This window comes from Bacillus cereus group sp. MYBK79-1 (assembly GCF_051915365.1).
GTDB lineage: Bacteria > Bacillota > Bacilli > Bacillales > Bacillaceae_G > Bacillus_A.
In genome coordinates, this window is sequence record NZ_JBQAEO010000005.1 from 297,537 (window position 1) to 304,447 (window position 6,911).

A 6,911-nucleotide genomic window follows, 5' to 3' on the forward strand; every position below is an offset into this window, starting at 1 on the left:
TGAGGGAAAGAAATGAAGTACGTGACGCTTTTACTTCAAGTAGGCGTGCTATATGTATTTAGCTTAGTTGGTACGTGGATTCAAGGCGTATTCCATTTATCGATGCCAGGAAGTTTAATAGGGATGTTAATGCTGTTTCTACTCCTTTCTACTCGTATTTTACCATTAAAGTGGTTTGAAGTTGGTGCGGAAAAGTTAATCATATTTTTACCGTTATTTTTAATTCCTTCGACAACAGGTTTGATGGAATACGGGTCTTTTCTTTTCAGTAAGGGGAGTATTATATTCCTTTTAGTAATTGTAAGCACGGTAGTAACATTGGTTGTTTCAGGGTATATAAGTCAATTATTAGTAACATCAAAAAAATAAAATCGACAAGGTGCAATGTGCAAATGTTCTTAATTATTATTACTGTAGTAATGTATGTATTGGCGACAAAGTTATATAAAAAATTCCCGTTTCCCTTTACGTTACCGGTGTTAACAGTTACAGCAAGTATGATTTGCTTATTTTTCATTTTAGGTATTTCGCATCATGAGTATCGAGAAAATGGAGGAGATATTCTTTCCAATTTATTGAGTCCTGCAATTGTGGCGTTAGCAATCCCTTTATTTAAAGAGCGAAACATACTTATGAAAAACTTCTTGTCGATACTTATCGGGGTAGCAGTAGGTATGGTGGCTTTAACGAGTATGAATGTAGTGATTGGCGGGATGTTAAATATAGATAAGGAACTCATAGTAACGACACTGCCGCAATTAGCGACGATGCCTATCGCCATATCATTAGCGGATCAAATTGGGGGTATTCCATCCATGACTTCTAGTTTTGTAGTTGTTGCAGGAATAACAGGTGCTATGATCGGACCGACAGTACTTAAGTTTTTCCATATAACAAGTGCGATTGGAAAAGGAGTGGGGATGGGATGCGCATCACATATTATCGGTGTGAGCCGTCTCGTGAAAGAAGGCGAGAAAGAGGCGACAATCGGTTCGGTAACGATGATTGTAACTGGAATACTCATTAGTATATTTATACCTTATGGAACGAAATTTATATTTTAAAATGAAATGGTGATGATAAAAATGACAACATGGTTTATAGTTACATTATTTATTTTTGGCGCTCTTAAAGTACTAGTTTCTAGTATGCCAACTTCTGTTGTAGAATCAATTATTAGTAGATTTGAATTACATCAAAAACTTGAGGAAGAGAATACCTCTATATCGATAGGTGGAAAAAATATAGAGGGAGAAATGAAACTACAAGTTATTCATGAATTTAATGAAGCTTTATTTTTAGATAAACATTATTTCCCGCCGCACGGGGAAGGAACACCGATCGTTATTAACACGAAGAAAGGGAATAAAGAGATTAGGTTTTCTCTATATAGCCATGAGGAACATGTTGATGTAATCAAGCAATATAAGAAGAAAATCGTTGCCTACCGTTTACGTTCAAAAAGTCTTCAAAATCCCGCATCATTAGCAATAACTGAAGATTATGCTTAAGAAGAGATCTATATTGGTCTCTTTATTTTTGTATGAAATGATATAAATTCCAAAGAAAAGAAAAGAAAATCATATAGCCAAATAAGGAGTATGTATGATTCCAATCTACGCTATGGATAAAGAAACCGAATCTTTCAGAAATCTGTTCAAAAATACTAGCACAAATACCGATTGAAACAATAAATAGAATTCTAGAAACTGTAGATAATGTTTTTGAAATTTGTATGAAAATCATTGTTAAAATCGGTAGTACAAACAAAGTAAAGCCGATGTTAACTGAAAATATGGAGGAGAATGGTCTAACTGGAAAAGAGTATATTTGTTTCGCAACAAAGAATGCATCTAAGCAAGTTCCGATAATAGAAGAGAATAAGATTGTAATAACTAATGCGAAAAGGTTATTCTTCTTCTCGAAGGAGGACGTTTTTCTTTGCAAGAATGGCGAGTTCAATTTTTTCGAGCGTTTTACAGTAGTCTTCTGTAATTTGTCCATTTATATTTTCCTCCTTATCTACTAAGTAATTTACAACTTGCCAGTCCGTAAACCAATCTTCACTGTCAACTTCTTCATGCTTCATATCTCGCCATGCATAGATGAGTGCAGGACTGTATATACGATAAGCGCCACTACGCAACTGGCATTTCTTTATTCGACGCTTATAAAATTCACGGGAAAAAGATTCATTGACACTTGAAAATAAATGAGGCCAGTAATCTTTCCTTGACCCTGTATGTGGATGGTGCTGGGCCCAGCTTATTATTTGAGATAAAACATGTGTGTCTCGAAATAATAATGAATATAACCTTTTTCCAATTAAGATTCGTTCGTGTAAGGAAGTAAAATGTTTCATTGTATCACCAAATAGTAATACTTTGTGTTTCTTATCATTTTCGTAGAATGGGAAAAGGATATGATTAAACTGAAAGAAATCAAAGAGTTTAAATCCAATACTATTAAGTACAGTCTTTTTTAAATGTATATTTTGAATCACTCTTTTTTCTAAGTAGTTTTGTTCATTAACAATAGTTGCAATGGCTAATGTTTTTTTGTTACCTGTTTTCCAAAAATCGTTCCACATCGTTTCCATAAATGTAGAAACATTTAGGTGAGGGAGAAGGTGAAATAGCTTTTGTGCTCTTTTTACACTTTGTTCATAAAGCAGGAATTGAGGATATACATCTTGGAAAATAAGCCAATTCCCTCTTTCTAAAAAAGAAAAAAATGTGATTTGATCTTTTTCTGATAAAATTTTCGTATATAAATCGCCCTTCAAATCAGTCATATTCCAACCGCCGTTACGTGATACCATATGCCCAAGTAGTGCCCAATGTATTTCTGGATATTGAATGTAAAATTGGTAGTATGCGCGTGTTCTTGTCACATTATTTTTATTTAGCTGTTCTGTTTGTATTTTTATGTTGTTGATGATGAGTTGCTCTTCTTTCGTTAATTTATACATCGTGCCAGAATGAATAAGTTTGCTTTTTTGTTTCAATTCATTTTTCACATCGAATAGGGAGAGAGGCAGGGTTTGGGAAGGTCCGTTATATGTATGATTTGAATTACTTCGGTACATTCCATTACCTCCCTTTTTCATAAAATTAAACATGATTACTGGCTATGAATCATTCTATTTATTTTATTACGAGTATAAGAAATAAATGAGCGGTGTTTTTTTACAAGAATTTAGTTATCATGCAAAAAGTATAAAAAATCTTACTGTTGTAAGGTGAAATAAAAAACAGAAACTATGTTTAATAGTTTCTGTTTTTTATTTTTGTCAATTAAATGTAACAAACGATGATTATGATTTAAATCAATTGAAAATAATTCAATACATTTTATAAAAACAATTTTAATTGAAATGTGTGGTAGGAGGAAAAGAAATGCTAAATAAAATAATTTTAATTACTGGTGGTACAGGTTCGTGGGGACATGAACTTATAAAACAACTATTAGAAAAATCACCGAAAGAAATTAGGATTTTTTCAAGAAATGAAACGATACAGTTTGAAATGCAGCAACAGTTTATAAATGATGATAGATTAAAATTTATTATTGGAGATATTCGTGATAAAGATCAACTAGTATATGCTTGCCAAGGTGTACATTATGTATTCCATCTTGCAGCTTTAAAACATGTTCCAGTATGTGAGTATTATCCTTATGAAGCTATAAAAACCAATATACATGGTACGCAAAATGTAATTGAAGCATCTATACAGATGCAAGTTGAGAAAGTTATATATGTTTCAACGGATAAAGCAGCTGACCCATCAAATACGTATGGGATGACAAAAGCAATTGGTGAGAAGTTAATGGTTCATGCGAATAGGCAAACGAAGAAAACAAAATTCATTTGTATTCGTGGTGGAAATGTTTTGGGGACGAGCGGAAGCGTGGTACCACTTTTTAAAAAACAAATCAAAAAATCTTCACAAGTAGGGATTACCGATGCAAATATGACTAGATTTTTCTTAACGATTGAAGATGCTGTTGGATTGTTATTTAAAGCCTTATATCAGGGGAGAGGTGGAGAAATCTTTGTTATGAAAATGCCGGCATGTAAAATAACAGATTTAGCAGAAGTGTTAATTGAAGATTCGAAAAAGGAAAACGTGAAGGTAAAAGAAGTAGGGATAAGACCAGGGGAAAAATTAAGTGAAATGCTTTTATCTGAGGTAGAGAGTAAAACAAGTATAAGTTTTGATCAAAATTATTTTGTGGTACTACCGACTATTCCTATAGAAGGGCTACAAGAATATTATGCTAGTTATCCGCTAGTGGATGTGAAGAGTTTTAGTTCTCAACAAGACTTGCTTACAAAACATGAGGTGAAACAAATGTTATTAAAAGGAGGGTTTTTACGATGAAAAAAAATGCGAACCTTTTAATAACTGGTGCAAATGGTTTCACAGGACGCCATGCTTGCCAATATTTTTTAGAGCAGGGCTTTCATGTAATTCCTATGTTTCAAAATCGTGCACATAGAGAAAGTATTGGGAATGGTATTACTTGTAATTTAACTAATAAGAGCGAAGTAATGAGGGTAATGAAACAAATAAAGCCAGATTATGTATTGCATTTAGCAGGAAGGAATTCGGTCATAGAGTCTTGGACAGCTGCTCTTGAATATGTAGAGGTTAATGTAATAGGGACATTATATTTATTAGAAGCAATTAAGCAAGAAGCACCTCATTGTAGAACATTGGTTATAGGATCTGCTTTGCAAGCAGATTGTATGAGCAATATAAAAATTTCAAATCCATATAGTTTAAGTAAAACGATGCAAGTCATTATTGCAGAGGCGTGGAGTGAATTAATGAATTCAAATATTATCATTGCAAAGCCCACAAATTTAATTGGTCCAGGAATATCAAATGGCATTTGTTCGATTCTCGCAAAAAAAATGATAGATATAGAATCAGGTAGAAGTAAAGCCGTTATTGAAGTAAACAGTTTAAAAGATAGTAGGGATTTTTTAGATGTACGTGATGCGGTTAAAGCGTATCATGTGTTATTACGAGATGGGATAAATGGAAAACAATATAATATTGGTTCAGGAGTGAAACGATCTTTATTAGATGTACTAGAACAATATAAAGAATTAACACGATTGAATTTTTTTATAGATGAAACAGGGAAAAGTGGGAGCGACTCAAATGAGAGTTTAGTAATAGAGGATATAAGAAGGTTAGGGTGGATCCCAGAAATTCAATTTCATCAATCATTAAAAGATGTACTTGAGTATGTGAAGTGTAGTGATATTTGCATTCAATGAAAAATAAAAAGGGTGTAAGAAATATATGAATGACTATAAAACAATAGATAATCAAAATACGCTAGTTCTTTTAATTGTTGATATGCTGGACTGGAAAAATGAAGAAGAGCATGTTTTGCGTATCTATGAGGCGATAAATAAATGTCGTGCTTATGTGGAAGGGAAAAAGGGTGATAGGGGAAATATGGTAATGGATACAGGGACTAGGTTTGTAATCCAAGTCTTAGCTCAGTATGAATGTAGTGAGTATGGAAATGATTTTTATGATCTCATTAATGACTTTTTGCAAGATATAGGATTTGAGTTAAATGTTTATATAAATAATAGTAAGTTTACTTACGTTTAATAGATAAGTATAAAAAAAGATTTTTAATGATAAAGGTGGATAAAAACTATGAATAAAAAGATTCTCTTTACTGGGGGCGGTACAGCCGGACACGTAATGATTAATATGGTATTGATTCCTAAATTTATGGAAAATGGGTGGGGAGTTGAATATATTGGATCTCAAAATGGAATTGAAAAATTATTAGTTCAAAGTGTTAAGTATAATAGTATTTCAACAGGGAAGCTTAGGAGATATTGGGATTGGGAGAACTTTAAAGATCCTTTTAAAATAATAAAAGGTTGCATACAAAGTTATAAATTAATGAAACGAATAAAACCAGATGTTATTTTTTCGGCAGGAGGATTTGTTTCCGTTCCTGTAGTAATAGGAGCGTGGATGAATAAAGTACCCGTAATAATACGTGAACCAGACAGTACGTTAGGATTAGCAAATAAAATAGCATTACCTTTTACTACAAAACTTTGCACAACATTTCCTCAGACCGGAGAAAATGTAAGTAATGAGAAAAAAGTTTATGTAGGACCAATTGTAAGGGAAGAAATTGAGAGGGGCAATGTATTGCGGGGAAGAAGCTATTGTAAATTTCAGCATGATAAACCAGTATTGTTAATTATGGGGGGCAGTCAAGGTGCTCAATGGATAAATGATATGGTAAGGGGAAGTTTGGAAACATTACTATTAAATTTTAATATTGTTCATATATGCGGTAAGGGGAAGGTGGATTCATCTATTGGCATGGAAGGCTATATACAATTTGAATATATAGGGGAAGAGTTGCCGCATATACTAAATATGGCGAGTGTTGTAGTTTCGAGAGCGGGTTCTACGGCTATTTCCGAATTACTATTCTTGAAGAAACCGATGTTGCTTATCCCGTTAACTAACAGTTCTAGTAGGGGAGATCAAGTTTTAAATGCTGAATATTTTTCTCGACAAGGATATGCAGAAGTTATACTCCAAGACAAAGTAAGTACGAATGCATTCATACATGCAGTAAATAAGTTGTATACAAATAAGGAGAGATATATTCAAAACATGAATGGCTATACGAAAACAAATGATGAAGGGATTCATCAATTAATAGATATAATAAATGAAGTGGTGAAGTAGTAGAAATTTAAATGGAAAAAACAAAAGGAAAGAAGGTATCTTCTTTCCTTTTCAGAGTGTTGGGAAACCCTTTAGGGTTCCCAACACTCTGATATCTTTTTTGATTTTAATGAAAGCAAACAACATGAAATAATAGAATTTAGAAAAATAGCCCTCCAC

9 protein-coding genes are annotated in these 6,911 nt (G+C 33.0%); 7 read left to right on the top strand and 2 right to left on the bottom strand.

Annotated elements, in window-relative coordinates; all coding sequences use genetic code 11:
- The first annotated feature begins 12 nt into the window (after positions 1-12).
- The 3 genes from ACTFOB_RS11850 to ACTFOB_RS11860 are packed head-to-tail and all read left to right on the top strand — an operon-like array spanning position 13 to position 1,511.
- On the top strand, positions 13-369 hold the full coding sequence (locus ACTFOB_RS11850; protein ID WP_151632541.1) for a CidA/LrgA family holin-like protein: 357 nt from the start codon (positions 13-15) through the stop codon (positions 367-369).
- A gap of 23 nt (positions 370-392) precedes the next feature.
- The gene (locus ACTFOB_RS11855) at positions 393-1,064 is read left to right on the top strand and encodes an LrgB family protein (RefSeq protein ID WP_440026060.1); all 672 of its coding nucleotides are present in this window, start codon (positions 393-395) and stop codon (positions 1,062-1,064) included.
- 21 nt (positions 1,065-1,085) lie between these two features.
- Positions 1,086-1,511, top strand: coding sequence for a YfmQ family protein (locus tag ACTFOB_RS11860; protein ID WP_440026062.1), 426 nt, complete (start codon positions 1,086-1,088; stop codon positions 1,509-1,511).
- Positions 1,512-1,533: 22 nt separating this feature from the next.
- Here the strand turns inward: ACTFOB_RS11860 and ACTFOB_RS11865 are convergent, their stop codons facing one another.
- Positions 1,534-2,004, bottom strand: a complete 471-nt coding sequence (locus ACTFOB_RS11865; RefSeq protein ID WP_440026063.1) for a CBO0543 family protein — start codon at positions 2,002-2,004, stop codon at positions 1,534-1,536.
- Positions 1,910-3,088: a DUF2515 domain-containing protein gene (locus ACTFOB_RS11870; RefSeq protein ID WP_440026064.1), complete on the bottom strand. Its 1,179-nt coding sequence runs from the start codon at positions 3,086-3,088 to the stop codon at positions 1,910-1,912. The genes ACTFOB_RS11865 and ACTFOB_RS11870 overlap by 95 nt, the downstream gene beginning before the upstream one ends.
- 310 nt (positions 3,089-3,398) lie before the next feature.
- Here ACTFOB_RS11870 and ACTFOB_RS11875 point away from each other — a divergent pair, with 310 nt between their 5' ends.
- From ACTFOB_RS11875 to ACTFOB_RS11890, 4 genes are read left to right on the top strand one after another with little or no spacing between them, the layout of a single operon-like run.
- The gene (locus ACTFOB_RS11875) at positions 3,399-4,385 is read left to right on the top strand and encodes a UDP-N-acetylglucosamine 4,6-dehydratase family protein (RefSeq protein WP_151632533.1); all 987 of its coding nucleotides are present in this window, start codon (positions 3,399-3,401) and stop codon (positions 4,383-4,385) included.
- A complete protein-coding gene (locus ACTFOB_RS11880) occupies positions 4,382-5,293 on the top strand; it encodes an NAD-dependent epimerase/dehydratase family protein (RefSeq protein WP_440026066.1) in 912 nt (303 codons plus the stop codon). Before ACTFOB_RS11875 ends, ACTFOB_RS11880 begins: the two co-directional genes overlap by 4 nt.
- 25 nt (positions 5,294-5,318) lie before the next feature.
- Complete coding sequence (locus ACTFOB_RS11885) at positions 5,319-5,639, top strand: DUF6572 domain-containing protein (protein WP_440026067.1); 321 nt, start codon at positions 5,319-5,321, stop codon at positions 5,637-5,639.
- Positions 5,640-5,687: 48 nt separating this feature from the next.
- Positions 5,688-6,752, top strand: a complete 1,065-nt coding sequence (locus ACTFOB_RS11890) for an undecaprenyldiphospho-muramoylpentapeptide beta-N-acetylglucosaminyltransferase (RefSeq protein ID WP_151632527.1) — start codon at positions 5,688-5,690, stop codon at positions 6,750-6,752.
- The last annotated feature ends 159 nt before the right edge of the window (positions 6,753-6,911 follow it).